This window comes from Streptomyces sp. PTL18 (assembly GCF_059510295.1).
The window spans coordinates 261035-287102 of sequence record NZ_JCAJZO010000006.1 but is presented as its reverse complement, the minus strand read 5'-3'; the positions used below and the strand labels follow the sequence as shown (position 1 = coordinate 287102).

Genomic DNA, 26068 nt, shown 5'->3' with positions numbered 1-26068 from the left:
GCCAGGGGGCGTCGGTCCCCCAACCGGACGGCCGGTATTTGCCCGAATTGTCGACTTGTTGTCCACCCATCGGACAATGCGGCGCAGGACCGGCCTCCGCCACGCGCCTACGCGGTGCGCAGCCGCTTGGCGAACTCGGCCGCCGCCGCGCCGGGGTCGTCCGCCTCCGTGATCGCGCGGACCACCACCACACGGCGGGCGCCCGCCTCCAGCACCTGGTCCAGGTTGCCGAGGTCGATGCCTCCGATGGCGAACCAGGGGCGGTCGGTGCCGAGCGCGGCGGTGTGGCGGACCAGACCGAGGCCGGGGGCGGGGCGACCGGGCTTGGTGGGGGTGGGCCAGCAGGGGCCGGTGCAGAAGTAGTCCACACCCTCCTGGACGGCGGCCGCCCCGGCCTCCGCCTCGGTGTGTGTGGAGCGGCCCATGAGGATGTCGTCGCCGAGGACGGCGCGGGCCGCGGGGACGGGGAGGTCGCCCTGGCCGAGGTGCAGGATGTCGGGGCGGGCGGCGTGGGCGATGTCCGCGCGGTCGTTCACCGCGAGGAGCTTGCCGTGGCGGGCGCAGGCCTCGGCGAAGACCTGCAGGTGCTCCAGCTCCTCGGCGGCCTCCAGGCCCTTGTCGCGCAGCTGCACGATGTCGACGCCCCCGGCGAGGACCGCGTCGAGGAACTCGGCGAGGTCGCCCCGGCTCTTGCGGGCGTCCGTGCACAGGTAGACGCGGGCGTCGGCGAGCCGGGCGGTGCGGGTGGTGTCGGGCACGGTGGTGCTCCCCCGTTGTCGGTGGCGTACGGGCCGCTGCCGGGCGCGGCCGGCCGGGGCCGGAGCGCTTCTCGATGGACGGCGGCCCGTACGCGGACGGTTGTTTGTGTGCGGCCTGACCGGACGGAATCGGTCCGATCTGGTCAGGTGGAGTCGGGTCGGATCGAACCACGTCTCGATCAGGCCGGATCGGATCAGACGGCAAGCGCCTGGGCGCGGCGCTTCACCTCCGTGCCGCGATTCTCGCTGAGAGCCTGCGCGGGGGTACCGGGCAGGGTCGGGTCGGGGGTGAAGAGCCACTCGATCATCTCTTCGACCGTGAAGCCGTCGTCCCGCAGCAGGGTCAGGGTGCCGGACAGGCCCTTGACCACCTTGTCCTCGTCGATGAAGGCGGCGGGGACGTGCAGCGCCTTGTTCTCGCCTCGGCGGACGGCGATGAGCTGGCCCTCCTTGACCAGCTGCCGTACGCGGGTCACCTCGACACCGAGCATTTCGGCGATGTCGGGCAGGGTGAGCCAGGCGGGGACGAGAGCATCGATCTTTGCGTCAATCTCGGTCACGGGATCAAGCGTGCCATCCGGGACCGACAGTCGGAAGCGGGGCGCCTCCGGCGGGGTTACCCGGAGCGGGTGGCCTGCCGCCGGACGGGGGGTGGCGCGGCGGGTGGGTCGTGGAGTCCGGGCCGCCGTCGAAGCCGGTCGTCGGCCCCTACGCCGTCGCCTCCTTCAGCGGACGGGACGGGTCCGACAGGAGGGCCGGGTCCATGGGGGCACCCGATTCGATCAGGCGCCGGCCTTGCGCGAGGTCCCGGGGGCGGCCCACGGCCAGCAGGGCGACCAGGCGTCCCGAGCGCAGCCAGCAGACCGTCCAGGCCGCGCCCTCGGGATCGCCGCGCCACACGGTCGTGTCGGCGGACGCGTGGTGGCCCACGTACTGGACGAACCGGCCGAACTGCTCCGACCAGAAGTACGGCACCGGGTCGTACGCCGCCGGCGTCTGCCCGACGATGTTCGCGGCGACCGTGCGCGGCCCCTGAAGGGCGTTGTCCCAGTGGTGGACGAGCAGCCGCTCCTCGTAGCGGCCCGACGGGAAGGACGCGCAGTCGCCGACCGCGTAGACGTCCGGCACGGAGGTGCGCAGATGGTCGTCGGCCTGCACCTCGCCGTGCACGCCCAGCTCGATCCCGGACCCGGCCAGCCATGCCGTGGCGGGCCGGGCCCCGATGCCCACCACCACCGCCCCGGCCGGCACCCGGGAGCCGTCGTCCAGGACCACCGCGCCCGGCTCGACGCGCTCCACGCGCGCGTGCGTGCGCAGCTCGGTCCCACTGTCCGCGTACCAGGCCGCCATCGGCGCCGCGACCGCCGCCGGCAGCGCTCCCGCGAGCGGCCGGTCCGCGGCCTCCACCACGGTCACCGCGCAGCCCGCCTCGCGGGCCGCGGTGGCGAACTCGGCACCGATCCAGCCCGCGCCCACGACCACGATGTCGTGCTGCCGGGCCAGCACCGGGCGCAGCCGCTCGGCGTCGTCCAGCGTGCGCAGCAGATGCACCCCGGGGACGCCTTCCGCACCCGGCAGCTGAACGGGCTCGGCACCGGTCGCGACGACCAGGACGTCGTACGGGACGGGTCCCCGCTCGGTGTCCAGCTCATGGTCCCCGGGCCGCAGGCCCGTCGCCTCGCGGCCCAGCTGCAGCTCGATGCCCAGCGCCTCGAAGTCGACGTCGAAGGCGGAGCCCTCGGCCTTGCCGAGCAGCACGGCCTTGGACAGCGGCGGCCTGTCGTACGGCTGGTGCGGCTCCGCGCCGACCAGTGTCACGCTGCCGGTGAAGCCCTGTTCCCGCAGGGCGACCGCGGTCTGCACCCCGGCCATGCCCGCGCCCACGACGACGACGCGCCGTGCCGTGCCGCCCCGTGCCTGCGTCTGCTCGCTCACCTGATCACCATAGACAACTGACGGATTGTCAGTCAGGGGGCGTGCTGGGTGACGTCCTGCACAGCCGTCGGGCGACCGGAGGCTGTCTTACGAGGGCGGTGCCGCGAGGGCTAGGGTTGCCACCGTAAGCACTCGCGGGAGCCCGGACGTACCGGGCTGAGAGGGCGGCTGGGACGGCCTCCGACCGTACGAACCTGATCCGGGTCATGCCGGCGAAGGGAGGGGCTGGACACCCATGTCGCGTACACCGGACGAACCGTCGGCACCGCACGCACCGCCGACCGTGCCGGACGTCCTCGTCATCGGGGGTGGGATCATCGGGCTCGTGACCGCCTGGCGGGCGGCACAGCGCGGGTTCGCCACCGCCGTGGTGGACCCGGAGCCGGGCGGCGGAGCCGCGCAGGTGGCCGCCGGAATGCTCGCCGCCGTCACCGAGCTGCACTACGGCGAGCAGACGCTGCTGGCCCTGAATCTCGCCTCCGCGCGCCGCTACCCGGACTTCGCCGCCGAGCTGACCGAGGCCACCGGCCGGGATCTCGGCTACCGCCGCTGCGGCACGCTCGCCGTCGCGCTCGACGCCGACGACCGCGCCGAGCTGCGCGAACTGCATGCGCTCCAGCAGCGCTCGGGCCTGACGTCGGAGTGGCTGAGCGGGCGCGAGTGCCGCCGCCTGGAGCCGATGCTCGCGCCGGGCGTGCGCGGGGGGCTCAGGGTCGACGGGGACCACCAGATCGACCCGCGCCGCCTGGCCGCGGCCCTGGTGACGGCCTGCGAACGTGCCGGCGTGGTCTTCCACCGGGTGTGGGCCGAGCGGCTCGCGGTCGTGCGGGGGCGGGCGGCCGGGGTCAGGACCGCCGACGGCACCGAGCTCGCGGCCGGGCAGGTCGTCCTCGCCGCGGGCAGCCTCAGCGGGCGGCTCGCCGGCGTCCCGGACGACGTGCTGCCGCCCGTGCGCCCCGTGAAGGGGCAGGTGCTGCGGCTGACCGTGCCCGAGCGGTACGCGCCGTTCCTGAGCCGTACCGTGCGGGCCGTCGTCCGCGGCGGCGCGATCTACCTGGTGCCGCGCGAGAACGGCGAACTGGTGGTGGGCGCGACCAGCGAGGAGCTGGGCTGGGACACCGCGGTCACCGCGGGCGGGGTGTACGAGCTGCTGCGGGACGCGCACGAGCTGGTGCCCGGGATCACCGAGCTGCCGCTCACCGAGACCCGGGCGGGTCTGCGGCCCGGCTCCCCGGACAACGCGCCGCTGCTCGGCCCCACGGAGCTGGACGGCCTGCTGCTGGCCACCGGGCACTACCGCAACGGCGTCCTGCTCACCCCGGTCACCGGCGACGTCATGGCGCACGTGCTCACCACCGGTGAGCTCCCTGAGGAGGCCCGCCCCTTCACGCCCCGGCGTTTCACCGCCGCCGCACTCACGGAGCAGCCCATATGAACATCTCGGTCAACGGGGAGACCCACGAGGTCGCCCCCGGTGTCGCGCTCGACGCGGTGGTGCGGAGCCTGACCGCCGCCCCCTCGGGCGTGGCCGCCGCCGTCAACGAAACCGTCGTCCCGCGCGCCCAGTGGGCGTCGACGTCCCTCTCGGAGGGTGATCGCGTCGAGGTCCTCACCGCCGTCCAAGGAGGCTGACCCATGGCTGACGATCCCTTCGTCCTCGGAGGCACGACCTACTCGTCCCGGCTGATCATGGGGACCGGTGGTGCGCCCAGCCTGGACGTGCTGGAGCGGGCGCTGACGGCGTCCGGTACGGAGCTGACGACGGTGGCGATGCGCCGCGTCGACGCCTCGGTGCACGGCTCGGTCCTGTCCGTACTCGACAAGCTGGGCATCCGGGTACTGCCGAACACCGCGGGCTGCTTCACCGCGGGCGAGGCCGTGCTCACCGCCCGCCTCGCGCGCGAGGCGCTCGGCACGGATCTGGTCAAGCTGGAGGTCATCGCCGACGAGCGGACCCTGCTGCCGGACCCGATCGAGCTGCTGGAGGCGGCCGAGACACTGGTGGACGACGGTTTCACCGTGCTGCCGTACACGAACGACGACCCGGTGCTCGCCCGCAGGCTGGAGGACGCCGGCTGCGCCGCGATCATGCCGCTCGGCTCCCCGATCGGGTCCGGGCTCGGCATCCGCAACCCGCACAACTTCCAGCTGATCGTGGAGCACGCGCGCGTGCCCGTCATCCTGGACGCGGGCGCGGGCACCGCGTCGGACGTGGCACTGGCGATGGAGCTCGGGTGCGCGGGTGTGATGCTCGCCTCGGCGGTGACGCGGGCGCAGGAGCCGGTCCTGATGGCGGAGGCCATGCGGCACGCCGTGGAGGCCGGCCGGCTCGCCCGCCGGGCGGGCCGTATCCCGCGCCGGCACTTCGCGCAGGCGTCGTCGCCGACGGAGGGCATGGCCGGGCTGGACCCGGAGCTGCCGGCGTTCTAGTGCCGCAACAGACCACGTTCGCCCCGTCGCGACGCCCGGCACGCACGCTCGCCGCGTACGTCCGGTACGAGGGCTTCCGGCCGGCACTCCCCCAAGCTCTTCGAGCAGGGGTGCCCCCGGAGCACGCACCGGACGCCGCTCCTTGACGGGCACCGCGGCCGGAGCTTGACGGGCACCGCGGCCGGAGCCGGCCAGGAGAGGGGTGCGTCACAGGTCGGCTGCAGTCGGGCCCCGGTATACCCGCCGCGGCCGGTGGGTGACAGTGCGCCCTCGTAGACTCACCAGCGTGGATACGACCCTTCAGGACCCTCTCGTCGGGCAGGTGCTCGACGGCCGCTATCGCGTCGACGCGCGGATCGCGGTCGGCGGGATGGCCACCGTCTACCGGGCCCTGGACATCCGTCTGGACCGTGTGCTCGCGCTGAAGGTGATGCACCCGACGCTGGCCGTCGACGCCTCGTTCGTCGAGCGCTTCATACGGGAGGCCAAGTCGGTGGCCCGCCTCGACCACCCGAACGTCGTGCAGATGTTCGATCAAGGCGCCGACGGGTCGTACGTCTACCTCGCCATGGAGTACGTCGCCGGCTGCACCCTCAGGGACGTGCTGCGCGAGCGCGGGGCGCTGCAGCCCCGGGCGGCCCTGGACATCCTGGAACCGGTGCTGGCCGCCCTGGGGGCCGCGCACCGCGCCGGGTTCGTGCACCGGGACATGAAGCCGGAGAACGTCCTCATAGGTGACGACGGCCGGGTGAAGGTGGCCGACTTCGGTCTCGTCCGGTCCGTCGACACCGTCACCGACACCACGGGCACCGTCCTCGGCACCGTCTCCTACCTCGCCCCGGAGCAGATAGAGCACGGCGTGGCCGACCCTCGGGTCGACGTGTACGCGTGCGGGGTCGTCCTCCACGAGATGCTGACCGGCGTCAAGCCGCACCACGGCGACTCCCCCGCCCAGGTGCTCTACCGGCACCTGAACCAGGACGTGCCGCCGCCCTCGGCGGCCGTGCCCGGGCTGTCCGTGGAACTCGACGACCTGGTCGCGTCCGCGACCGCGCGCAACCCCGAGCTGCGGCCGCCGGACGCGGTGGCGCTGCTGGGTCAGGTGCTTCGGGCCCGGGGGGCGCTGACCGACGAGCAGCTGGACGCCGTGCCGCCGGGCGCCGTCACCGCGGAACACGACAACGCCGAGGACCGCACCAGTGTGATCCCGCGCCTGCTGCCGACCCACCCCGTGGGCGAGGACCGGGGAGCCGTCCTCAACCGGACCAGCCGGCTTCCGGCCGGTCCGCCCGGGCCGCCCCGGCGCTCGGCCCGGCCCCGGCGCGGGCTGCTGGCACTGGTCCTCGCCGTGCTGGTGGTGTTCGGTGTCGGCACGGGGGTCTGGTACATCAACTCGGGCCAGTTCACCGAGGTCCCGCCGCTCCTGGCGAAGACGGAGGCCGAGGCGCGGGCCCGGCTGAGGGAGGCCGGTCTCGAGGTCAGGCAGGTCAAGCACGCCTACAGCGACACGGTGAAGCGCGGCACGGTGATCAGCACCGACCCGGCGGTGGGGGCGCGGATCCGGTCCCACGACGCGGTGACGCTGACGCTGTCGGACGGCCCCGAGACGGTGCGGGTGCCCGATCTGAAGGGCTACCGGCTGGACAAGGCGCAGGTCCGGCTGAAGAAGGACGGCCTGGTGCCGGGCATGGTCACGCAGGAGTTCAGCGAGGACGTGCCCAAGGGCTCCGTGATCGGCACGGACCCGGAGGCGGGGACCGAGCGGCACGGCGGCTCGGCGGTGGCGCTCACCGTCAGCAAGGGCAGCCCGGTGGACGTGCCCGATGTCAGAGGGGCCTCCATCGACGACGCCACGTCACAGCTGCAGCAGGCCGGCCTGCAGGTGAAGATCGCCGACACGCAGGTCACCTCGGAGTACGACGCCGGGAAGGTCGCCCGGCAGTCGCCGGACGGAGGGCAGCAGGCAGCGGCGGGCGACACGGTCACGTTGACGATCTCCAAGGGCCGGCCGATGGTCGAGGTGCCGGACGTCACCGGGCAGCACGTCGACGACGCGAAGAAGGCACTCGAGGCCGCCGGTTTCCAGGTCGAGGAGGACCGGGGACTGCTGGGCCTGTTCGGCGACACGGTGAAGAGCCAGTCGGTCAAGGGCGGGGACAGGGCGCCGAAGGGATCGACGATCACCATCAAGATCCGCTAGCGGACCGGCCGAGGACGGGCGCCCGGGAGCCCGTGACACCCTTGGGGGGTGAGCACTGAGCAGTCCCCCGGCGTCCACGGCGCCTTCGGCCCCTCCCGCAACCCGATCGGCAGCCATGTCCCGGTGGCCGGTGGGCTGAACTCCGTCGGGCTGGCCTACGCCCGCGACATCGGGGCCGAGACGGTACAGGTCTTCGTGGCCAACCCGCGCGGCTGGGCGACGCCCGGCGGCAGTCCGCGTCAGGACGAGGAGTTCCGGGCCGCTTGCACCGCCGCGTCGATCCCGGTGTACGTCCACGCGCCGTATCTGATCAACTTCGGCTCGCACACCGGGGCGACCGTGGACAGGTCGGTGGAGTCCCTCAGGCACTCGCTGCGCCGGGGCCGGGAGATCGGAGCGCGCGGCGTGGTGGTGCACACCGGCAGTGCGACCGGCGGCCGGGACCGTTCCGTGGCGCTGAGGCAGGTACGGGAGCGGATGCTGCCGCTGCTGGACGAGCTGACGCACGACGACGACCCGTGGCTGCTGCTGGAGTCGACCGCGGGCCAGGGCGCCTCACTGTGCTCCCGCACCTGGGACTTCGGTCCTTACTTCGAGGCTCTGGACGCCCACCCGAGGCTTGGCGTCTGCCTCGACACCTGCCACGTCTTCGCCGCCGGGCACGACCTGACCGGGCCGGACGGGGCGCACCGGACACTGGAGACGCTGGTGGACACCGTCGGCGAGGGCCGGCTCAAACTGATCCACGCCAACGACTCACAGGAGGCGGTCGGCGCCCACCGGGACCGTCATGCCAACATCGGCGCCGGCCATATCGGCGAGGACCCGTTCCGTGCGCTGATGACACATCCGGCCACCGAGGGCGTGCCCCTGGTCATCGAGACGCCCGGCCGCAAGGAAGGGCACGCGGCGGACGTGGAGCGGCTGAAGAAGCTGCGGGACGGCTGAACCGGGGCTTCCCCGGACCTCAGAGCTCCGGGCCGTCCCCGGGCTCCTCCTGGTACGAGTAGCGCTGCTCCTTCCACGGGTCACCGATGTTGTGGTACCCGCGTTCCTCCCAGAAGCCGCGTCGGTCGGTGGTCATGTACTCGACGCCGCGGACCCACTTGGGGCCCTTCCAGGCGTACAGGTGCGGCACGATCAGACGCAGCGGAAAGCCGTGTTCCGCGGTGAGCAGTTCGCCGTCCTTGTGCGTGGCGAAGATCGTGCTGCCGGAGGCGAAGTCGGACAGGCGCAGATTGGAGCTGAACCCGTACTCCGCCCACACCATCACATGGGTGACGGTGGGCGCGGGCGGGGCGATCTCCAGGATCGTACGGGCGGGAATGCCGCCCCATTCGGCCCCGACCATGCTGAACTTCGTCACGCAGTGCAGATCGGCCAGGACGGTGGCGTACGGCAGGGACGTGAACTCCTCGTGGTTCCAGCAGTGCTTCTCGCCGTCCGCGGTGGCGCCGAAGACCCGGAACTCCCAGCGTTCGGGGCGGAACTTGGGCACGGGACCGTAGTGCGTGACCGGCCAGCCCCGCTGCAGTCGCTGTCCCGGCGGAAGCTGTGACCGTGCCGTTTCTCCAGATTCGCGCTCCACCGGATGACCCATGACTCCATCCTGACAGACCGCGGAGGGTGCACATGACCAGCCCCATCCCAATTCGGGCACATAGGACTAAGTGTGAACTTACTGGACGCCTCTCGGTGCCGGTGCCATCATGCGGCGCAGCCCGCCGTCCCCGCCTGGAAGGAGCCCCGCCATGCAGGGCGACCCGGAGGTCATCGAATTCCTCAACGAGCAGCTCACCGCCGAGCTGACCGCGATCAACCAGTACTTCCTGCACGCGAAGATGCAGGAGAACTTCGGGTGGTACAAGCTCGCCAGGTACACGCGGCGGGAGTCGTTCGACGAGATGAAGCACGCGGAGGTGCTCACCGACCGCATCCTCCTCCTCGAGGGGCTGCCGAACTACCAGCGGCTCTTCCATGTGCGGGTGGGACAGACCGTCAGGGAGATGTTCGAGGCGGACCGGCAGATCGAGGTGGAGGCGATCGACCGGCTCAGGCGCGGGATCAGGCTGATGCGGGAGAAGGGCGACATCACCTCCGCGAACATCTTCGAGTCGATCCTCGCGGACGAGGAGCACCACATCGACTACCTGGACACCCAGCTGTACCTGCTGGAGAAGCTCGGCGAGGCGCTGTACATCTCCCAGATCATCGAGCAGCCGGAGAGCTAGGCGCGAACTAGGCGGCTTCTTCCAGCCCGGACAGCACGGGTTCGGCGACCCCGCGGCGAGGGGACGCGCCGCGTCCCAGGAGCGCCTGGATCCTGCGCACACACGACCCGCAGTCCGTGCCCGCCTTGCAGGCGGAGGCGACCTGCCGCGGGGTGCGGGCGCCGTTCTCCGCGTGCTGCCTCACCTGGTGCTCGGTGATGCCGAAGCAACTGCAGACATACACGCGGTCCACCTCCCGCCGGACTCGATAAGGCAAACCTAACCTTACCTTCCTCGTCGGAGGTGCGACAGCGGAGTGGGGCGCGGATCGTGTGATCCGCGCCCCACTCGTGCGTCGGTCCGATACTCATGCGTCGGTCCGATGCCCGTCGGCTACTGGTCCCGGTACATCTCCGCGACGAGGAACGCCAGGTCCAGCGACTGGCTGCGGTTGAGCCGCGGGTCGCACGCCGTCTCGTAGCGCTGGTGCAGGTCGTCGACGAAGATCTCGTCACCGCCGCCCACGCACTCGGTGACGTCGTCACCGGTCAGCTCCACATGGATGCCGCCCGGGTGGGTGCCGAGTCCCTTGTGGACCTCGAAGAAGCCCTTGACCTCGTCGAGCACGTCGTCGAAGCGGCGGGTCTTGTGACCGGAGGCCGCCTCGAACGTGTTGCCGTGCATCGGGTCGGTCACCCAGGCCACCACCGCGCCGGACGCCGTGACCTTCTCCACCAGCTCGGGGAGCCGGTCGCGGATCTTGTCCGCGCCCATCCGGACGATGAAGGTCAGCCGGCCCGGCTCGCGGTCGGGGTCGAGGCGGTCGACGTACCGCAGCGCCTCCTCGGCCGTCGTGGTCGGGCCGAGCTTGATGCCGATCGGGTTGCGGATCCTCGACGCGAACTCGATGTGCGCGCCGTCCAGCTGCCGGGTGCGCTCACCGATCCACACCATGTGCCCGGAGACGTCGTACAGCTGTCCGGTGCGGGAGTCGACCCTGGTCAGGGCGGACTCGTAGTCGAGCAGCAGCGCCTCGTGCGAGGAGTAGAACTCGACGGTCTTGAACTCCTCCGGGTCGGCCCCGCAGGCGTGCATGAAGTTGAGCGCGTTGTCGATCTCGCGCGCCAGTTGCTCGTAGCGCTGACCGGACGGCGACGACTTCACGAAGTCCTGGTTCCAGGCGTGCACCTGGCGCAGGTCGGCGTAGCCGCCGGTGGTGAAGGCGCGCACCAGGTTCAGTGTCGAGGCGGACGCGTGGTACATGCGCTTCAGGCGCTCCGGGTCCGGCACGCGGGCCGCCTCGGAGAACTCGAAGCCGTTGACGGAGTCGCCGCGGTAGGTCGGCAGCGTCACCCCGTCGCGGGTCTCGGTCGGCTTGGAGCGCGGCTTGGAGTACTGGCCGGCGATACGGCCGACCTTCACCACCGGTACCGAGGCGGCGTACGTGAGCACGGCGCCCATCTGGAGCAGCGTCTTGAGCTTGTTGCGGATGTGGTCGGCGGACACCGCGTCGAAGGCCTCGGCGCAGTCGCCGCCCTGGAGGAGGAACGCCTCTCCCTTGGCGACGGCCGCCATCCGGGCGCGCAGCTGGTCGCACTCGCCCGCGAAGACGAGCGGCGGATACGACTCGAGGTCCGCGATCACTGCGCGCAGAGCCTCGGGGTCGGGGTACTCGGGCTGCTGCGCCGCGGGCAGGTCTCGCCAGGTGTTGCCAGCGCTCGGGCTGGTCTTAGCGTTCACGGTCACCCCTTAAACATTACGGGGTCGTGTCCATCGCTTATCGCTGCTCTCGACTGATGAGACGGCTCGTCCCGCCCGGTGCGGGGATCGGGTCTCCCGGTGCGGGGACGCGGGTGTAGGGTGCGGGGCGTGTTCGCGCACTCGACCCAGAACCAGAACTGGTGGTGGACCGCTCGTCCGGCGGCCCACTGACTGCGCATACGCACGACTTCGCGAAGGCCGCCCGAGGGGCGGCCTTCGGCGTTTTCGCGACCGGGCCGTTCCCTCTCACCTCACCGAGAAGGACACCGCCCATGAACCTGCCCGACCTGCTGGCCGACCCCCGGCCGTTCGCCCTGCTGCGCCGCCGTACCCCGGGACGCGACCACGACACCGTGGAGGTGCTGATCGGGCCGGTCGGCCGCTGTGAACGCCTGGCCGACCTGCCCGGCGAAGCCCTCGCCCTCGTCCCGTACCGCCAGCTCCGCGAGCGCGGCTTCGACGTCCGCGACGACGGCACACCGCTGCTGGCGCTCACGCCCGAGGAGTCGTACGAGATCTCCCTGGACCGGGCGCTGGCGCAGCTGCCGCAGCACGACGTCCGGGTGGAGGACGGGGGGTTCGACGTCGCCGACGAGGAGTACGCCGGGATCGTCGGGCGGGTGCTTCAGGAGGAGATCGGCCGGGGCGAGGGCGCGAACTTCGTGATCCGGCGGACGTACGAGGGCCGGATCCCCGGGTTCGGCCGAGCCGACGCACTCGCGTTGTTCCGGCGGCTGCTGGTCGGGGAGCGGGGCGCGTACTGGACGTTCGTCGTCTGCACCGGTGACCGCACGCTGGTCGGTGCCAGCCCCGAGGTGCATGTGCGGATGTCCGGAGGAAGGGGCGAAGGCGAAGCGCTCCCGGTCGAGGGCGGTGGTGGTGGACGGGCGGGCACGGTCGTGATGAACCCGATCAGCGGCACCTACCGCTATCCCGACAGCGGCCCGACCCCCGAGGACCTGCTCCGTTTCCTCGCCGACGGCAAGGAGACCGAGGAGCTGTCGATGGTGGTCGACGAGGAGCTGAAGATGATGTGCACGGTCGGCGACATGGGCGGGGTCGTCGTCGGGCCGCGGCTGAAGGAGATGGCCCACCTCGCGCACACCGAGTACGAGCTGCGCGGGAAGTCCACGCTGGACGTGCGCGAGGTGCTGAAGGAGACGATGTTCGCGGCGACCGTCACCGGGTCCCCCGTGCAGAACGCCTGCCGTGTGATCGAGCGGCACGAGGTCGGCGGCAGGGGCTACTACGCGGGCGCGTTGGCGCTGCTCGGCCGGGACGCCGGGGGCGCGCAGACCCTCGACTCCCCCATCCTCATCCGCACCGCCGACATCGACGCGGACGGACGACTGCGGGTCCCCGTCGGCGCCACGCTCGTACGTGGTTCCGACCCGGCGGGCGAGGTCGCGGAGACCCACGCCAAGGCCGCGGGGGTGCTGGCGGCGCTCGGAGTACGGCCCGGGCGGCCGCGCGAGGAGCACGTACGGCCGCGCCTGGCGGAGGACCCGCGGGTGCGGGCGGCGCTGGACGGGCGGCGGGAACGGCTCGCGCCGTTTTGGCTGCGGATGCAGGAACGTGCCTCGGAGCTGACCGGTCACGCGTTCGTCGTGGACGGCGAGGACACGTTCACCGCGATGCTCGCGCACGTCCTGCGCTCGACCGGTCTGCAGGTGGCCGTGCGGCGGTACGACGAGCCGGGCCTCAGGGAGGCGGTGGTCGCGCACTCGGGTCCCGTGGTGCTCGGGCCGGGGCCCGGCGACCCCTCGGACCCGGCCGATCCGAAGATGCGGTTCCTGCGGGCGCTGACGGCCGAGGTCGTGCGGGGCCACCGGCACGGGGTGCTGGGTGTCTGCCTGGGCCATGAGCTGATCGCGGCCGAGCTGGGGCTCGAGATCGTCCGCAAGGAGGTTCCGTACCAGGGCGCCCAGACGGAGATCGACCTGTTCGGGCGGCGGGAGACCGTCGGCTTTTACAACAGCTTCGTGGCGCGCTGCGACGACGAGGCGGCGGCCGAGCTGGCCGCGCACGGTGTCGAGGTCAGCCGCAGCGCGACCGGCGAGGTGCACGCTCTGCGGGGGCCCGGGTTCGCGGGCGTGCAGTTCCACCCGGAGTCGGTGCTGTCGGTGGGCGGCGCCGGGGTCGTACGCGAGCTGCTGGGCGGACCGGCCGCCGCGGGCACGAGCCCGTTCGCCGAGCGGCGGCCGGCGGTGTAGGCGACGGGGAGGGCGTGGCCGGGGCGGGACCGCCCCGGCCGGGCACCTCGGGGGCGGCGTCAGCCGAAGAAGACGCCGACCTCCTGGTACAGCTTCAGGTCGACCGTCTTCAGCTTGGCGGTGGCCTCGGAGAGGGGGACGCGGACGATGTCGGTGCCGCGCAGGGCGACCATCTTCCCGTGGTCGCCGTCGCGGACGCAGTCGATGGCGTGCAGGCCGAAGCGGGTGGCGAGCCAGCGGTCGAAGGCACTGGGGGTGCCGCCGCGCTGCACGTGCCCGAGCACGGTGGTCCGGGCCTCCTTGCCGGTGCGCTTCTCGATCTCCTTCGCCAGCCACTCGCCGACGCCGGAGAGGCGGACGTGCCCGAACGAGTCCAGCGACCCGTCCTTCAGCACCATGTCCCCGTCCTTCGGCATGGCCCCCTCGGCCACCACCACGATCGGCGCGTACGACGCCTTGAACCGGGACGTCACCCACGCGCACACCTGGTCGACGTCGAAGCGCTGCTCGGGGATGAGGATGGCGTTGGCCCCGCCGGCCAGCCCCGAGTGAAGGGCGATCCAGCCCGCGTGACGGCCCATCACCTCCACCACGAGAACGCGCATGTGGGACTCCGCCGTGGTGTGCAGGCGGTCGATCGCCTCGGTCGCGATGTTGACCGCGGTGTCGAAGCCGAAGGTGTAGTCCGTGGCGGACAGGTCGTTGTCGATGGTCTTCGGCACGCCGACGACGTGGACGCCGTACTCGTCGGACAGGCGCGCCGCGACCCCGAGGGTGTCCTCGCCGCCGATCGCGACCAGCGCGTCGACCTCCTCCTTGGCGAGGTTGTCCTTGATGCGGCGGATGCCGTTCTCCTGCTTGAGGGGGTTGGTGCGCGAGGAGCCGAGGATGGTGCCGCCGCGGGGCAGGATGCCGCGTACGGCGGGGATGTCGAGCCGGACGGTGTCGCCTTCGAGGGGGCCCCGCCAGCCGTCCCGGAAGCCGACGAAGTCGTAGCCGTACTCCTGCACGCCCTTGCGCACGATGCCCCGGATGACGGCGTTGAGTCCGGGGCAGTCGCCGCCTCCGGTCAGTACTCCGACCCGCATGGAAATGTCCCTTCGCCGCGATTGGCCTGATGCGGGTCACGCTAATAGTGACCCAGGTCACTTCGGCATGGGTAGGAGGGTCAATTCCGGTGAATTGTCCGCCAGTTGATCTCTGTCAATTCACTCGAAAGCGGGTTACCACTCCGGAAGTTGACGTGGTCGGGAGGTCTGTGCGCACGCTCCGGCCGGGCCGGGAAACCCGAGGGGCCGCTCTACTCGGCGTCCAGTCCGCGCTCGATGGCGTACCGGACCAGCTCCACCCGGTTGTGCAGCTGCAGTTTGCCCAGGGTGTTCTGGACGTGGTTCTGCACGGTGCGGTGCGAGATGACCAGGCGTTCGGCGATCTGCTTGTAGCTCAGGCCCTTGGCGACCAGACGCAGCACCTCGGTCTCGCGGTCGGTCAGCCGTGGTGCCTTCGGCTCGCCGGCGCCGGCGGCGGGGGCCGGTTCGGAGGCGAGGCGGCGGTACTCGCCGAGGACCAGCCCCGCGAGGCCAGGGGTGAACACCGGGTCACCGGCCGCCGTACGGCGTACCGCGTCGATCAGCTCCCGGGTGGACGCCGACTTCAGAAGGTAGCCGGTCGCGCCCGACTTGACGGCCTCCAGCACGTCCGTGTGCTCGCCGCTGGCCGACAGCACCAGGACGCGCAGCGCCGGGTTGGCGCCGACGAGTTCCCTGCAGACCTGGACGCCGGGCTTGGCGGGCAGGTTGATGTCCAGGACGAGCACGTCGGGTGAGACCGCCTGGGCCCGGCGCACGGCCTGCTCACCGTCCCCGGCGGTGGCCACGACGTCGAACCCCGACTCGGCGAGGTCACGTGCGACGGCATCCCGCCACATGGGGTGATCGTCGACCACCATGACCCTGACCGGGGCCTGCACGCGCCCGTCCGTCGCCGTGCTGTCCTCCGTCACCGCTGCTCCGCCTTCCCCCGTGCGCCCCTGGGGTCCCGCCCGTCCCTCACGGCCTTCGGTAGCTTCAGTTCCACTTCCGTGCCCTGGCCCGGGACCGAGATCCACTCGGCCGTGCCGCCGATGTCGCGCAGACGGCCGCGGATCGACTGGGCCACACCGAGGCGTCCCTCCTCCTCGGCCCGGGCCAGACGTCCCTCCGGGATGCCGGGGCCGTCGTCCCGCACGGTCACCACGATCCCGTCCGGCTCGTCCTCGACCAGGATCCAGGCGCGGGCCCCCTCCCCCGCGTGCCGGTGGACATTGTCCAGGACGGCGCCGACAGCGGCGGCCAGTTCCCGTGCGACCGCCGGGGCGAGTGGCACCGGGCAGGCCGGTTCGGACAGCGTCACCCGGGAGCCCGCGTACGGCGCGAGCAGGGTGCGCAGGTCGACCGGGCCCGCCTCGGCGTCCGGTTCGTCGACCGCGCGCACGGCCGCGCCGAGCGCCGCGTCCTGAGACACCCGTGACGGCGGCACCAGTCCCCCGGAGACCAGGGTGCGCAGCGCCACCTCCTGCTCCCCGGCCAGCCGGCCCAGTTCGGCGGCCTCACCGCCGAGCGCGGTGCCGCGCCGCTGCACCATGGCGAGCACCTGGAGCACGCCGTCGTGGATGTCCCGGGCCAGCCGCTCCCGCTCCCGGGTGGCGGCCTCGATCTCCAGCGCGCGGGCGAGGGTGCGCTCGGAGGCGCGGGCGACCTCGACGACGTAGCCGATCGCGATGGAGGCGACCCAGACGAGGACGACGTTGTGCACCGTGTCCCGGGCCGGGGAGCCGCGTTCGATCAGGTTCGCCACGGCGACCGGGGTGGAGGCGAAGGCCGCCCAGCGCCAGCCGCCCTTGAGCGCGTACGCCAGGACCGACCCGGCGGTCCATATGGACGGCAGGGTCGGGCCGCCCGAGGCGATCCGCTCGTGCGAGTCGGCGACGGGTGTGAGCAGGATGCCGGTGAGCGCGATGGTGAGGTCGACGGCCAGGAACCACCCGGCACAGCTCGCCGCGTTCGCGACCCGGGGAAGTGTGGCCAGCGTCCACACGCTCAGTACGAGGTAGTACGCGACCGCCGGCCAGGGCCGGGTGAACGTGTCGTAGGCGGTCGCGAAGAACCCGATCGCGTACAGCATCGTCAGGACCCGGTATCCGGCCAGGGCACGCCACAGCGGCTGCTCGACGGACATCCTGATGACACGCTCGCGCTGAGCCACGTCCCCCATCCCCCCGGCCGAGTCCCGCGGACCGTGCTCTACGAGCCCGTCGTCTCCGTCTGTGCTTCCCTCTGCGCTTCCTTCTGCGCCTGCTTCTCCGCCTTGGCCGCCTCCGCGATCTGCCGCTTGGCAGCGGTCGCGTAGATGTCGACGTACTCCTGGCCGGAGAGCTTCATGATCTCGTACATGACCTCGTCGGTCACCGCGCGCAGCACGAACCGGTCGTGCTCCATGCCCTGGTAGCGGCTGAAGTCCAGCGGCCTGCCGATCCGGATCCCCGGCCGCATCAGCTTGGGGACGATCTTCCCCGGCGGCTGGATCTTCTCGGTGTCGATCATGGCGACCGGGATGACGGGCGCCCCGGTGGCGAGCGCCACCCGCGCGAGGCCGCCGGGCTTGCCCCGGTAGAGGCGGCCGTCGGGCGAACGGGTGCCCTCCGGGTAGATACCGAACAGCTCGCCGCGCTCCAGCACCTCGATGCCGCTCCTGATGGCGGCCTCGCCCGCGCCGCGCGCTCCGGAGCGGTCGACGGGAAGCTGGCCGACGCCCTTGAAGAAGGCCGCGGTGAGCCTGCCCTTCACGCCGGGCGTGGTGAAGTACTCGGCCTTCGCGATGAAGGTCACCTTGCGGTCGAGCACGGCGGGCAGGAAGAACGAGTCCGAGAAGGAGAGGTGATTGCTCGCCAGGATCGCGGGGCCCTCGGCGGGGACGTTCTCGAGGCCTTCCACCCATGGCCTGAAGGCGAGCTTCAGCGGCCCCCCGATGGATACCTTCATCGCGCCGTACAACAACCGAGTGCCTCCTGTGTCTGTAGATCAGACCTTAACGCGCCCCGCCGACAAAGGATCCGACGACCCTGGTCGGTGTCAGTGCCGTCGCGTACGGTGAAGTACCTGCAATCGACGTGCCCCGCCCCTTTTCATGAACAGGAGACCGACGTGCCGGTCCTCCCCGGAGCCGAGCCGTACCGCCACGAGGGCGGGGAGGTCGGCGTCCTCCTCTGCCACGGCTTCACCGGTTCCCCGCAGTCGCTGCGCCCCTGGGCGGAGCATCTCGCCGAGCGTGGCCTCACCGTCTCGCTGCCGCTGCTGCCCGGGCACGGCACGCGCTGGGAGGACATGCAGCTCACCGGCTGGCAGGACTGGTACGGGGAGGTGGACCGCGAGCTGCGCGCCCTGCGCCGAAGCTGCGCGCGGGTGTTCGTGGCCGGCCTGTCCATGGGAGGCGCCCTGGCCCTGAGGCTGGCCGCCAGGCACGGGGACGCCATCCGCGGCGTCGTCGTGGTCAACCCGGCGAACAAGGTGCACGGCCTGTCCGCCTACGCCCTACCGGTCGCCCGCCACCTGGTGCGGACGACGAAGGGGATCGCCAGCGACATCGCCAGACCGGGCAGCGTGGAACTGGGGTACGACCGGGTGCCGCTGCACGCGGCGCACTCTCTGCGCAACTTCTTCCGGATCGTCGACGGCGAGCTGCCGCAGGTCACCCAGCCGCTGCTGCTGATGCACAGCCCGCAGGACCACGTGGTGCCGCCGGCCGACTCGGCCCGGATCCTGAGCCGGGTCTCCTCCACCGACGTGAGGGAGATCCTGCTGGAACAGAGCTACCACGTGGCGACGTTGGACCACGATGCGGACCGGATCTTCGAGGAGAGCCACGCGTTCATCGGCCGGCTCGCGCCCAGTGTCGGCAAGGAAGGGACGGCCGCAGGTGGCTGAGCACGACTCCGACCGCGAGGACCGCGAGCCGGACGAGAAGGGTGTGCCCTTCGACGAGGAGGCCGCGTGGGCGGCGATCGTCGCGGGGTACGGTGCGGAGCCGCCGGACCCGCCGGGCACGAAGCCGTTCAAGCCGGTCGAGGACCTGGCGCTGCCCGGCTGGGAACCGAACGGCGTCACGCTCAAGGACGACGGGACGAAGGACGAACCGGCGAAGCCGCTGGGCAGCTCGGTGTCCTTCGCCCCCGGGGTCGGCCCCCGGGACTACGTGGCCCCGGAGTCGGCCGAGGACGACTTCGACGAGGACGACGAGGGCCACTTCGTGCCGCCGGAGCCGCCGCCTCTGCCCGCGGCGGACACGACGGCGAAGTTCGCGTGGCTCTCGGTGATCGGCGGCCCGGTGCTGCTTCTGCTGGCCGTGGTACTCGGCTGGCCCATGACCTGGTGGCTCGCCACGCTCGGCGTCGGCGGCTTCCTGGGCGGCTTCGTCACCCTCGTCGCCCGCATGAAGCCGAGCGACGAGGGGGACGACGACCCGGGTCGCGGCGCGGTGGTCTGATCCCCTAGGCCGCCGCCCTCACCGGCACCAGCGCGACGGACTGGACGAAATTCGTCAAGCGCGACTGGACCGGGCCGCCTCAGCAGCCCGCGAAGTGACAGCTGAGAAGTCGGTTTCCCTCGGGGGTGAGCCCCGGCATCATGGTCGTCGGTAAGTCCATACGCGAGAGGGGCGAGTGCGGCGGGTGTCTGGAGACGGGCAGGCGGATTTGACGGAGCTGTGGCAGCAGCGTTGGCCTCGTTGCCCTCCGGTTGGGTACAAGCTCCGTGACCCGTATCGGGACGTTTGGGTACGTTTTCACAGCTTGCCAGAGTCGAAGCGGTACGCGGACGACGAGAGCGAGCACACCGTCATCCTGGAGCGCTACAACACCGTCCTCGATGAGTTGTTCGCTGGTGCGGACGTGTACGTGATCACTCCGCTCTGGACGACCGAAGCCGAGGTTCCGTCATCGCAACCCGTCACGGGCTATTGGCAGAGCTTGCTGGTGGAGGACGATCCTGACCCTGAGTTCCGCACGTACTGCCACCTCTTCGCCGCCCGCCGGCCCTGGCGGCGAGGCTGCATCGACGAGTCGCTCCGAGACATCTCCGACGACAAGGTGGCGGGCGTTCTCATCACCGACACCCGGATGCAGCGCATCCATCACCCCTACGACGGTGGCGCCGACGTCTTCCTCGCCACGTCCGAGGAACGGGACCGGGCGCGCGATCGGCATGCCGACTGGCTTTCCCGTCATCCGTCGGGTCTCTGACCGGTTCGGATCACTGCTCCACTCGAAATGGTCCTCACCGCAAGTACCGGGTTGAGAGGCTCCACGAGTTCCTTGGCGGCGACGGCCACGAGGCGCGCGGGCGCATCACCGTCCAGCAGGGCGCTCACGTACTCGATGGCCTCCGCAGGCGAGAGCATCGGCAGCCTCTGGCGCAGTGTCCGCACAGCGTGCATGCGTCCGTGTGTAGCGGCGACTCCGCAGAGCGCATCGTGCAGGTCGTCTACTGCAGTGTGGACCGGCAGCCCACGTATTCGGGCCCGGTAGTCGTTCTCCCACTCCCCGGTTTTCGCGGAGACGACGCCGATCTGGTGTAGTCCCCCGTCGACGCGGTCGACCAGGTACGGCCCATTGCCGACCAGCATGTACTTCGAGTTCCGAGTGCGTGCGAACTCCTCGGACTGCCAGGAGACGATCCACACCAGCTCGTGCTCCTCGACACGGACCACAGCCAACCTCACCGCGTCCGTGCTCACAGCCCGCCATTGCTGATAGTCGCGCTCCAGCTGTCCTTCGACAGCCCGAACGGCGGCTTCTCGCTCGATCACGCGTGCAGCATCCCGTACGGGCCCGGTTTCGACCAGCGAATTCCCACGGCTCAGGGCCACGCAGAAGGGGCCAACGAACCTTCTCGCCCAGGAATACGGCAGCTGCGGAACAAGTGCTCTGCGCCAGTACCGCTCAAGACCTTGGGGTCCTGCCTGGAGTGCTTCGACGGCACGCCCGCCGACCCCGCCTCCTACATCGCTCCCCCGGCCAAGCACCTGCTGGCCGCCTGATCCGAGAGGACCACCACCCATGAGCACCGCCCCTCTCGCCGCCTTCACCGAGCCCGACCGCCCGAAGAATCTGCTGGTCCGGTTCATCACGGTCGGCGGCAGCTACGTGAGACGTCACCGGCCCCGGCGAGCACTCGGAGAAGATCGCCACCACCAAGGCGACCACTCGGTGACGTCCAGACCCGCACGCGACTGGAGCGCGTCCGCGCCGCGGCCGGCATCGCCTCGCTGGCCCTCCAGCAGATCGAGGACGACCTCAGCGCCGACGACATCGACCAGGAGGAACTCGCCGCGAGCCTGCGCGAGCTCATCGAGGACACCGACCCGCCCGGCGGGTTCATGGCCTGTGTCGCGCAGCTGCTCACCGCCGCCGCGAAACGAGCCGAGCAGATCGAGCCCGACCGTGACGGTGACGCCTCCTGTCCGCTGTACGAGGCCGCCGCCCTGATCACCGACAACGCCGGGCAGCGGCTCATCTGGGCTGCCCGCGCCCTTCACCCACAAGGAGCCAGCTGAGATGGCGAACACCAAGGCGATGAACCCGCCCCGGGGGCAGTGCACGCAGTGCTGGTACCACGCCTACGCCAGCCGTGAGGCGCACGCCGGGCTCGGTCCGCGCGAGGACTGCCCGCAGTGCGTGGACCACATGAAGAACGGCCACCCCGCCCACATGATCGTCCGCTGACGGCGCTGCGCGAAGCCGCCGCCCTGCTCACCCATCACGCCGGGCAGCGCCCATCCAAGCTGCCCGGCACGCCTCACTCCCACGGAGAATCCGCATGACCGAGCTGATCTACCCGGAGATGCCCGATACTGGTCACCCGGGCTATTGGGAGTTGCGGAATGGTCGACCTTCCTCGGTCTGGCGCGAGCTGCTTGTGTACGACTCCTGGGGTGGACGTCGACCCGCTCGGGTTAGTTGGCTTCCCCCAGGTAGCTCAGGGCTTGGCGGAAGTCGTCGAGGGCGGGCCTGAACTCGCAGGCGGCGGTGTGGAAGGTCGATCGGTCGATCAGGATCCTGGCCAGTGTTCGCGTTCCCTCTGCCGGGTCGTGCTGAGACAGCTGACGGGCCAGGCCCACTCCGTCGTCGAACAGGTAGCGCACTCGCTCCGCGAACAGATGGGTGCGGTTCTCCCAGTAGACGGCGGAGCGGATGGCGAGAAGCCGGTGGAGGCGGACCAGTTCGGCCAGATGCTGGTCCGGATCCTGGGTGGCTCGCGAAGCGAGGGCATCCACTTCCTCCCGGAGGGCATGGCGGCTGTCGAAGTAGCGCTGCTTGGCATCGGGCGACCATTGCATGGGCGCCATCCCCGAAGGCGGACGCGGTCCATCGGCGGCAGGCCGATCGCTTTCGGCGCTGGAGAAGGTCAGCAGCACCGCCCAGAACGACGCTTGATAGCCACTCCAGGACTTCCGCTCACCGGTATCGGCCAACTCCGTCAGCAAGGCGAGTGCCTCTTGCCGCACGAGGGCTGCCTGCTCGTCTCGGTCGTGAGTGTCGAGCATCTGTGCGTACCCGATGAGCGAGTAGAGATGGCAGGCCATCGGGCCGCGGTCGTTCGCGGCTTCGGCCGCTTCCATGCTGACGAGTGTCTCGAACGCGGCGAGTGCTTCGCTGGACCGGCCGGCGTCGTGGAGAGCGGCGATCCACTCCAGCAGTGACCAGGCGAGACCCCCACTGCTGGGCCCGTCGGGCAGGATCGCTGCGACCAGCTCCGTCATGGCATCGGCAGCCTCGGCATACCGGCCTTCCTCAGAAATTCCGGCAGCCCACTCGCGCAGCCCTTGGACCACGGGCTTTCCCGACAGTTCGGCCTGCGCACGGCTGATGGCGAGCATCTCGGCGCGCATGGCGAGTCCTTCGGTGCGTCGGCCCACGGCGTACAGCTCTCTCTGACACGTGTCGAGGGCCCCGTACAGAACATCCGCACGGGCAGGTTCGGCCGGATCGATGGACCGCGCCACGGCCACCGCCTCCTCGCACAGCGCGAGGCAGGCCGCGTGCTTCTTGCCGGAGCTGGTGTCGTAACTCAGACGTTGCAGCGCCCTGGCCAAGAGCGGCAGGTACGAGGCGGGGCTGACCTGGGCGAGCACCCGGTAGGCGTCGACTTCCTCGCGCGGCGTGCGGCGACCCGATGCGAGCAGCATATTCCGCGCTCGCACGATGTCGTCCTGATCGACTTTCCCCGAGTGATTCATGACGGAGATTCTGGGTGCCCCAGAGAGGGCCGAACAAGGCTCCTCACCTGTGCCGTTCCTCCTACGAAAACGAGCTCTGACCTGTCATGATGGATGTGACATCACTTTTCCTGGGCGTACTGGCAACTGCGGCTGTTCGGACTTGCGGAATTCCCGACGTGCGAAGTCCGCTGCATAGCCGAGCCTTGTGTTGCCAGCGTCGTGGGACCAGGCCACCGCACAGGTGATAGATATGCCCAGTACGTCGCTCAACACCGACGCCGGGATCTGAGCTGCAAGATCCAGCAGTGCTGTGTTGCGGCTGGCACGAGCGCGGATGCCGACCCTGTTGAGCCGTACTGTCAGGTGGCTTGCGGTCATGGCCTGTCCGGCGCGACCGCCCGGGAAGAGCCACGGACCTTGCTCGTTCTGTCCCAGGACGGCGAAAGCCTGGCGGCTTTCGGCGAGTTCCAGGAGCAATGACCCTAGCGGCTCAGGAATTTCCACTGGTCGTGACCCTATGGCCCGCGGCCACCGCACGATCTTCGTTTGTCCACACACCAACCGATGATCACGCGGTGGCCGTACCCGTTTCCGACCGGGTACGGCCACAAGATCGCGAAACCAGACTGGAGTACTAGGCGACCCCTAGGCGATGTCCGGCGCCGTCGGAGCCGCGGGGACCCGCAGGGCGGCCAGCACCGGAAGGTGGTCCGTGGCCGCGGTGAGGTCCCGCTCCGTCACACCCGGGTGGCCGAGGGGGACCCCGCAGCCGAGGACCTCGATACCGCGCGTGGCGAAGACGGCGTCGATACGGCGTGGGGGGCCGGAGCGGGTCCAGGTGTGCTCGCCGCCCCAGGGCTCGGTGGCCCAGGCGTCCTGAAGGTCGGTGGCGAGGCGCTTGAAGGTGGGCCCGTCCGGGGTCTCGTTCAGGTCGCCGCCAGCGATCGCGTGCTCGACGCCCATCCCGGCGAGCCGGTCGAGGAGCAAGCCGCCCTGTTCCTGGCGTTCGTCGTCCTGCAGGCTCAGATGGCAGCCGATGACGCCGAGCCGGGCGCCGCCGAACCGCACGACCGCGGTCGCGAAGCCGCGGCGGTGCAGGCCGGGGGTGAGGGGCAGCAGGATGTCCTCGGTGCGCTCGACGGTGGCTCGCAGCGAGCAGAGCAGGGCCGGCCCCGCGGCGGTGGCACCGCCCGAGAGAACCACGAGGCCGGAGGCCGCGGCGAGGCGGGCGAGCTTCTTGCGCCAGCGGAAGAAACGGGGGGCCTCCTGGACGAGCACGAGGTCGGGGGCGCAGGCGCGGATGACGCGCGCGAGCGCTTCGGTGTCGTCGCGCATCGACCGGATGTTGTAGCTGAGCACCCGGAGGACGGCGGAACCGTCGGTTTCGGTTCCGGAGTCGGGCAGCAGCGGGTCGGAGGTCGCCATGCGGATCAAGATACGCCGTCGGTGGCGGGGTCCCGCCGGGGTTTCCCGCCCCCGCCGCCCCTACCCGTCCCGTCACGGGCGACCCCGACGAAGCCACCAGCCGCCACCGGAACCACGAACGACACTCGACCCAAGCCCTGCCCCACTCCACCCCACCCCACCCCACACACCGACACGGGGCTCCACCCCGGACCCGGCGAAGCCACCGGCTCCCGCCGGAACGGCGGCGCCCGCCGGGCCCCTGTGGGCGCAGCGGGCGCTGCCGTGCGTGGAACGGGTCTCACATGATCGGGTCGGGCTCCCGGGCCAGGTCCGCCGCGCCCACCAGGCCGGCCTTGTTGCCCAGCTGGGCCGCGATCACGTCGGCGACCGGGCGCCAGTTGCCGCCCACCAGCCAGCGCTTGTAGGACTTGCGGATCGGGTCCAGGACCAGTTCGCCCTCGTCGGAGAGGCCGCCGCCGACGATGAACGCCGAGGGGTCGAAGAGCGACGCCAGGTCGGCGAGACCCGCGCCGGCCCAGCGGGCCAGCTCCCGATAGGAGTCCACCGCCACCGGGTCGCCCTGGCGCGCGGCCATCGAGATGTGCTTGCCCTCGATGCCGTCGGGGGTGCCGTCGCCCAGTGACAGCAGCAGCTCGGCGTTCTCCGGCGTCGCGTTCGCACGCTGCTTGGCGTAACGGACCAGCGCGCGGCCCGACGCGTACTGCTCCCAGCAGCCCTGCGACCCGCAGCCGCACAACAGCCCGTCCGGGACCATGCGGATGTGTCCGAACTCGGCGGCCACGCCGAAGTGCCCCCGGCGCAGCTTGTTGCCGATGATGATGCCGCCGCCGAGGCCGGTGCCGAGGGTGATGCAGATGACGTTGCGGTGGCCCTTGCCCGCGCCGAACTTGTACTCGCCCCACGCGGCCGCGTTCGCGTCGTTCTCGACGACCACCGGGAGGCCCACACGGGCCTCGACCTTGTCCTTCAGCGGCTCCTGGCGCCAGTCGATGTTCGGCGCGAAGTAGACCGTCGAGCGCTGACGATTGACGTATCCGGCGGCCCCGATCCCCACGCCGACGATGTCGTGACCGGCACGGGCGCCCTCGACGGCAGCGGCAATGGCGTCCACGATGGCCTCGGGCGTGCCCGGAGTCGGCACCTTGTGGGTCGAGAGAATGTTGCCTTCCTCGTCGACCACACCGGCCGCGATCTTGGTGCCGCCGATGTCGACGCCGATGGTGAGTCCCATGAATCCCTCAGTTTCGGTCGAGCCCCGCTACGGCCAACCGTACCCGAGGGGCCGCGAGGGTGGGGGACGGCTCCCTCCGGCCCCCGAGACCCCGGCCTCGCCCTGCCGGGCTGTCGGGCCGCCCGGCTAGTCGAGGTCGATGTGCTCCCCGGGGCCTTCGTCCCCGTCCCCCTGTCGGCGGGGGTCCATGTCGCCGGACGTGCGGTGGGTCCAGCGCCGCTCCTGGGCCTCGACGGCGGATCGGTAGGCCGCGAGCAGCTCCGAGCCGGCCGCGGCGAGGTGGTCGAAGACCTCCGGGTTGCGCTCGATGACCGGCTCCACCGCCGCCTTGGCCTGCTGCACGACCTGGCGGACCACCTGCTGGGCCGTGCCCGAGGCCGCCGCACCGAGCAGCGGCGCCTGCAGGCCGGACAGCTTGTCCGCGACGGCGTCGACCAGTTTCTTCAGCTCCTCGGCGGCCGAGCCGGGCGGCGGGCCGTACTGGGCCCGACGGCGGGTCCTCTCCGCGGCGAGGTCCTCGGCGCATGCTGTCGCCCAGGCGTCGGCGTCGGTCACCCGCACGTCCTCGGCCTCTTCCTGAGCGGCGTCGGAATAGGGGCGCTCTTCGCTCATGGCGGACTCCTGACTGCGGTTCGTACTCCCGACGTTAC

Annotated in this window: 29 protein-coding genes and 1 riboswitch; of the genes, 13 read left to right on the top strand and 16 right to left on the bottom strand. The window is 71.2% G+C overall.

Annotated elements, in window-relative coordinates:
- Positions 1-107 precede the first annotated feature (107 nt).
- From thiE to AC5WS8_RS14495, 3 genes are all read right to left on the bottom strand, one after another.
- Entirely contained in the window at positions 108-758 is a 651-nt protein-coding gene (thiE, locus tag AC5WS8_RS14505) for a thiamine phosphate synthase (RefSeq protein ID WP_496103777.1), read from the bottom strand.
- 194 nt (positions 759-952) lie between these two features.
- Positions 953-1318 carry an Rv2175c family DNA-binding protein gene (locus AC5WS8_RS14500; RefSeq protein ID WP_496103776.1) on the bottom strand — a complete coding sequence of 122 codons (366 nt, stop codon included), beginning with the start codon at positions 1316-1318 and terminating at the stop codon, positions 953-955.
- A 148-nt stretch (positions 1319-1466) separates the two neighbouring features.
- A complete protein-coding gene (locus AC5WS8_RS14495; protein WP_496103775.1) occupies positions 1467-2693 on the bottom strand; it encodes an NAD(P)/FAD-dependent oxidoreductase in 1227 nt (408 codons plus the stop codon).
- Positions 2694-2817: 124 nt separating this feature from the next.
- Positions 2818-2931, top strand: a riboswitch (TPP riboswitch).
- Here AC5WS8_RS14495 and thiO point away from each other — a divergent pair.
- From thiO to AC5WS8_RS14470, 5 genes are all read left to right on the top strand, one after another.
- On the top strand, positions 2929-4128 hold the full coding sequence (gene thiO, locus AC5WS8_RS14490; RefSeq protein WP_496103774.1) for a glycine oxidase ThiO: 1200 nt from the start codon (positions 2929-2931) through the stop codon (positions 4126-4128). Its footprint overlaps the riboswitch before it by 3 nt.
- A complete protein-coding gene (gene thiS, locus AC5WS8_RS14485; RefSeq protein ID WP_496103773.1) occupies positions 4125-4325 on the top strand; it encodes a sulfur carrier protein ThiS in 201 nt (66 codons plus the stop codon). The genes thiO and thiS overlap by 4 nt, the downstream gene beginning before the upstream one ends.
- A 3-nt stretch (positions 4326-4328) precedes the next feature.
- Complete coding sequence (locus AC5WS8_RS14480; protein ID WP_496103772.1) at positions 4329-5123, top strand: thiazole synthase; 795 nt, start codon at positions 4329-4331, stop codon at positions 5121-5123.
- 286 nt (positions 5124-5409) lie between these two features.
- Positions 5410-7323 carry a Stk1 family PASTA domain-containing Ser/Thr kinase gene (pknB, locus tag AC5WS8_RS14475; RefSeq protein WP_496103771.1) on the top strand — a complete coding sequence of 638 codons (1914 nt, stop codon included), beginning with the start codon at positions 5410-5412 and terminating at the stop codon, positions 7321-7323.
- 48 nt (positions 7324-7371) lie between these two features.
- Complete coding sequence (locus tag AC5WS8_RS14470; RefSeq protein WP_496103770.1) at positions 7372-8271, top strand: deoxyribonuclease IV; 900 nt, start codon at positions 7372-7374, stop codon at positions 8269-8271.
- 19 nt (positions 8272-8290) lie between these two features.
- On the opposite strand, the gene AC5WS8_RS14465 is transcribed toward AC5WS8_RS14470, so the two are convergent.
- The gene (locus AC5WS8_RS14465) at positions 8291-8923 is read right to left on the bottom strand and encodes a sulfite oxidase-like oxidoreductase (protein WP_496103769.1); all 633 of its coding nucleotides are present in this window, start codon (positions 8921-8923) and stop codon (positions 8291-8293) included.
- Between the two features lie 151 nt (positions 8924-9074).
- Between AC5WS8_RS14465 and bfr the strand changes: the two genes are divergently transcribed.
- A complete protein-coding gene (gene bfr, locus AC5WS8_RS14460) occupies positions 9075-9554 on the top strand; it encodes a bacterioferritin (RefSeq protein ID WP_496103768.1) in 480 nt (159 codons plus the stop codon).
- Between the two features lie 7 nt (positions 9555-9561).
- Here bfr and AC5WS8_RS14455 read toward each other — a convergent pair whose 3' ends face one another.
- Complete coding sequence (locus AC5WS8_RS14455; protein ID WP_496103767.1) at positions 9562-9786, bottom strand: (2Fe-2S)-binding protein; 225 nt, start codon at positions 9784-9786, stop codon at positions 9562-9564.
- A 140-nt stretch (positions 9787-9926) separates the two neighbouring features.
- On the bottom strand, positions 9927-11279 hold the full coding sequence (locus AC5WS8_RS14450) for a class II 3-deoxy-7-phosphoheptulonate synthase (protein ID WP_496103766.1): 1353 nt from the start codon (positions 11277-11279) through the stop codon (positions 9927-9929).
- Positions 11280-11351: 72 nt separating this feature from the next.
- Between AC5WS8_RS14450 and AC5WS8_RS14445 the strand changes: the two genes are divergently transcribed.
- Both AC5WS8_RS14445 and AC5WS8_RS14440 read left to right on the top strand, forming a co-directional pair.
- A complete protein-coding gene (locus AC5WS8_RS14445) occupies positions 11352-11465 on the top strand; it encodes a trp operon leader peptide (protein WP_496103765.1) in 114 nt (37 codons plus the stop codon).
- A gap of 101 nt (positions 11466-11566) precedes the next feature.
- Positions 11567-13507 (top strand): anthranilate synthase family protein, encoded by a 1941-nt coding sequence (locus tag AC5WS8_RS14440; RefSeq protein WP_496103764.1) that lies wholly within the window; start codon positions 11567-11569, stop codon positions 13505-13507.
- A gap of 59 nt (positions 13508-13566) precedes the next feature.
- Here the strand turns inward: AC5WS8_RS14440 and AC5WS8_RS14435 are convergent, their stop codons facing one another.
- The 4 genes from AC5WS8_RS14435 to AC5WS8_RS14420 all read right to left on the bottom strand — a co-directional run bounded on the left by AC5WS8_RS14435 (position 13567) and on the right by AC5WS8_RS14420 (position 17538).
- Positions 13567-14595: a 6-phosphofructokinase gene (locus AC5WS8_RS14435; protein WP_496103763.1), complete on the bottom strand. Its 1029-nt coding sequence runs from the start codon at positions 14593-14595 to the stop codon at positions 13567-13569.
- Between the two features lie 212 nt (positions 14596-14807).
- Entirely contained in the window at positions 14808-15455 is a 648-nt protein-coding gene (locus AC5WS8_RS14430) for a response regulator (RefSeq protein WP_496103919.1), read from the bottom strand.
- Between the two features lie 50 nt (positions 15456-15505).
- On the bottom strand, positions 15506-16750 hold the full coding sequence (gene macS, locus AC5WS8_RS14425; protein WP_496103762.1) for a MacS family sensor histidine kinase: 1245 nt from the start codon (positions 16748-16750) through the stop codon (positions 15506-15508).
- 38 nt (positions 16751-16788) lie between these two features.
- The gene (locus tag AC5WS8_RS14420; RefSeq protein WP_496103918.1) at positions 16789-17538 is read right to left on the bottom strand and encodes a lysophospholipid acyltransferase family protein; all 750 of its coding nucleotides are present in this window, start codon (positions 17536-17538) and stop codon (positions 16789-16791) included.
- Positions 17539-17688: 150 nt separating this feature from the next.
- On the opposite strand from AC5WS8_RS14420, the gene AC5WS8_RS14415 reads away from it, so the two are divergent.
- The 3 genes from AC5WS8_RS14415 to AC5WS8_RS14405 all read left to right on the top strand — a co-directional run bounded on the left by AC5WS8_RS14415 (position 17689) and on the right by AC5WS8_RS14405 (position 19781).
- Positions 17689-18468, top strand: coding sequence for an alpha/beta hydrolase (locus tag AC5WS8_RS14415; RefSeq protein ID WP_496103761.1), 780 nt, complete (start codon positions 17689-17691; stop codon positions 18466-18468).
- The gene (locus AC5WS8_RS14410; protein WP_496103760.1) at positions 18461-19027 is read left to right on the top strand and encodes a hypothetical protein; all 567 of its coding nucleotides are present in this window, start codon (positions 18461-18463) and stop codon (positions 19025-19027) included. The genes AC5WS8_RS14415 and AC5WS8_RS14410 overlap by 8 nt, the downstream gene beginning before the upstream one ends.
- 304 nt (positions 19028-19331) lie before the next feature.
- Positions 19332-19781: a DUF3885 domain-containing protein gene (locus AC5WS8_RS14405; RefSeq protein ID WP_496103759.1), complete on the top strand. Its 450-nt coding sequence runs from the start codon at positions 19332-19334 to the stop codon at positions 19779-19781.
- Here AC5WS8_RS14405 and AC5WS8_RS14400 read toward each other — a convergent pair.
- On the bottom strand, positions 19763-20347 hold the full coding sequence (locus AC5WS8_RS14400) for a YrhB domain-containing protein (protein ID WP_496103758.1): 585 nt from the start codon (positions 20345-20347) through the stop codon (positions 19763-19765). The two genes, AC5WS8_RS14405 and AC5WS8_RS14400, sit on opposite strands and share 19 nt — an antisense overlap.
- Positions 20348-20770: 423 nt before the next feature.
- Here AC5WS8_RS14400 and AC5WS8_RS14395 point away from each other — a divergent pair, with 423 nt between their 5' ends.
- Both AC5WS8_RS14395 and AC5WS8_RS14390 read left to right on the top strand, forming a co-directional pair.
- Entirely contained in the window at positions 20771-21094 is a 324-nt protein-coding gene (locus AC5WS8_RS14395) for a hypothetical protein (RefSeq protein ID WP_496103917.1), read from the top strand.
- Between the two features lies 1 nt (position 21095).
- A complete protein-coding gene (locus AC5WS8_RS14390) occupies positions 21096-21263 on the top strand; it encodes a pRL2-8 (protein ID WP_496103757.1) in 168 nt (55 codons plus the stop codon).
- 230 nt (positions 21264-21493) lie between these two features.
- Here the strand turns inward: AC5WS8_RS14390 and AC5WS8_RS14385 are convergent, their stop codons facing one another.
- The 5 genes from AC5WS8_RS14385 to AC5WS8_RS14365 all read right to left on the bottom strand — a co-directional run bounded on the left by AC5WS8_RS14385 (position 21494) and on the right by AC5WS8_RS14365 (position 26030).
- Positions 21494-22777, bottom strand: coding sequence for a hypothetical protein (locus AC5WS8_RS14385; protein WP_496103756.1), 1284 nt, complete (start codon positions 22775-22777; stop codon positions 21494-21496).
- A gap of 84 nt (positions 22778-22861) precedes the next feature.
- Positions 22862-23236: a hypothetical protein gene (locus AC5WS8_RS14380; RefSeq protein WP_496103755.1), complete on the bottom strand. Its 375-nt coding sequence runs from the start codon at positions 23234-23236 to the stop codon at positions 22862-22864.
- Between the two features lie 168 nt (positions 23237-23404).
- The gene (locus AC5WS8_RS14375) at positions 23405-24184 is read right to left on the bottom strand and encodes an endonuclease/exonuclease/phosphatase family protein (RefSeq protein WP_496103754.1); all 780 of its coding nucleotides are present in this window, start codon (positions 24182-24184) and stop codon (positions 23405-23407) included.
- A 280-nt stretch (positions 24185-24464) separates the two neighbouring features.
- The gene (locus AC5WS8_RS14370; RefSeq protein WP_496103753.1) at positions 24465-25418 is read right to left on the bottom strand and encodes an ROK family glucokinase; all 954 of its coding nucleotides are present in this window, start codon (positions 25416-25418) and stop codon (positions 24465-24467) included.
- Between the two features lie 126 nt (positions 25419-25544).
- The gene (locus tag AC5WS8_RS14365; RefSeq protein ID WP_496103752.1) at positions 25545-26030 is read right to left on the bottom strand and encodes a DUF5304 domain-containing protein; all 486 of its coding nucleotides are present in this window, start codon (positions 26028-26030) and stop codon (positions 25545-25547) included.
- Between the last annotated feature and the right edge of the window lie 38 nt (positions 26031-26068).

What these genes read in the sequence shown, in the direction of transcription:
- thiO (WP_496103774.1), top strand. Translation starts at nt 2,929, where the DNA reads ATGTCGCGTACACCGGACGAACCGTCGGCACCGCACGCACCGCCGACC.
- thiS (WP_496103773.1), top strand. Translation starts at nt 4,125, where the DNA reads ATGAACATCTCGGTCAACGGGGAGACCCACGAGGTCGCCCCCGGTGTC.
- AC5WS8_RS14480 (WP_496103772.1), top strand. Translation starts at nt 4,329, where the DNA reads ATGGCTGACGATCCCTTCGTCCTCGGAGGCACGACCTACTCGTCCCGG.
- AC5WS8_RS14465 (WP_496103769.1), bottom strand. Translation starts at nt 8,923, where the DNA reads ATGGGTCATCCGGTGGAGCGCGAATCTGGAGAAACGGCACGGTCACAG.
- bfr (WP_496103768.1), top strand. Translation starts at nt 9,075, where the DNA reads ATGCAGGGCGACCCGGAGGTCATCGAATTCCTCAACGAGCAGCTCACC.
- AC5WS8_RS14440 (WP_496103764.1), top strand. Translation starts at nt 11,567, where the DNA reads ATGAACCTGCCCGACCTGCTGGCCGACCCCCGGCCGTTCGCCCTGCTG.
- AC5WS8_RS14435 (WP_496103763.1), bottom strand. Translation starts at nt 14,595, where the DNA reads ATGCGGGTCGGAGTACTGACCGGAGGCGGCGACTGCCCCGGACTCAAC.
- AC5WS8_RS14430 (WP_496103919.1), bottom strand. Translation starts at nt 15,455, where the DNA reads ATGGTGGTCGACGATCACCCCATGTGGCGGGATGCCGTCGCACGTGAC.
- AC5WS8_RS14390 (WP_496103757.1), top strand. Translation starts at nt 21,096, where the DNA reads ATGGCGAACACCAAGGCGATGAACCCGCCCCGGGGGCAGTGCACGCAG.
- AC5WS8_RS14385 (WP_496103756.1), bottom strand. Translation starts at nt 22,777, where the DNA reads ATGAATCACTCGGGGAAAGTCGATCAGGACGACATCGTGCGAGCGCGG.
- AC5WS8_RS14375 (WP_496103754.1), bottom strand. Translation starts at nt 24,184, where the DNA reads ATGGCGACCTCCGACCCGCTGCTGCCCGACTCCGGAACCGAAACCGAC.
- AC5WS8_RS14370 (WP_496103753.1), bottom strand. Translation starts at nt 25,418, where the DNA reads ATGGGACTCACCATCGGCGTCGACATCGGCGGCACCAAGATCGCGGCC.
- AC5WS8_RS14365 (WP_496103752.1), bottom strand. Translation starts at nt 26,030, where the DNA reads ATGAGCGAAGAGCGCCCCTATTCCGACGCCGCTCAGGAAGAGGCCGAG.